This is a genomic window from Limosilactobacillus reuteri (genome assembly GCF_002254085.1).
In the GTDB taxonomy this organism is placed as follows: Bacteria; Bacillota; Bacilli; order Lactobacillales; family Lactobacillaceae; genus Limosilactobacillus; species Limosilactobacillus reuteri_K.
Map to the genome: position 1 here is coordinate 1 of NZ_NGPY01000069.1, position 489 is coordinate 489.

Sequence of the window (489 nt, forward strand, 5' to 3'; positions counted from 1 at the left end):
AGCAGTAGTGTGGGTGTGTGCTGTGGTTGGTTGGCTGGCGGGGTGGTGGTGGCAGTGTGTGTGGCGCTGGTTGGGTCACTCGTTTGTGCGCTTGTGGTCGCGGTTGCTGGTGTGTTCGTTGGCGCATTTGTTGAGGCTCTTGTTGGTGTAGTTGTGGCGGCACTCACCGAGGCACTCGTTGTCGCACTCGTCGACGCGCTCGTCGATGCACTCGTTGATGCACTTACTGACGCACTCGTTGACGCGCTCGTTGACGCACTTGTTGATGCACTGGTTGACGCGCTCGTGCTTGCGCTCGTCGATGCTCTTGTTGATGCACTCGTTGACGCGCTCGTTGATGCACTTGTTGACGCACTTGTTGATGCACTTGCTGACGCACTCGTTGATGCACTAGTTGAGGCACTGGTCGAGGCACTAGTTGATGCGCTCGTCGAGGCGCTCGTCGGTGTCATACACCTTTCGCCCGTGCTTCGCCTGCGTGAGGCACCC

Annotated in this window: 1 protein-coding gene; it reads left to right on the top strand. The window is 58.7% G+C overall.

Annotated features, from left to right (window positions below):
• Positions 1-489: hypothetical protein (locus tag CBG10_RS11305; protein WP_179231257.1), on the top strand; the 489-nt coding region annotated here is incomplete at both ends.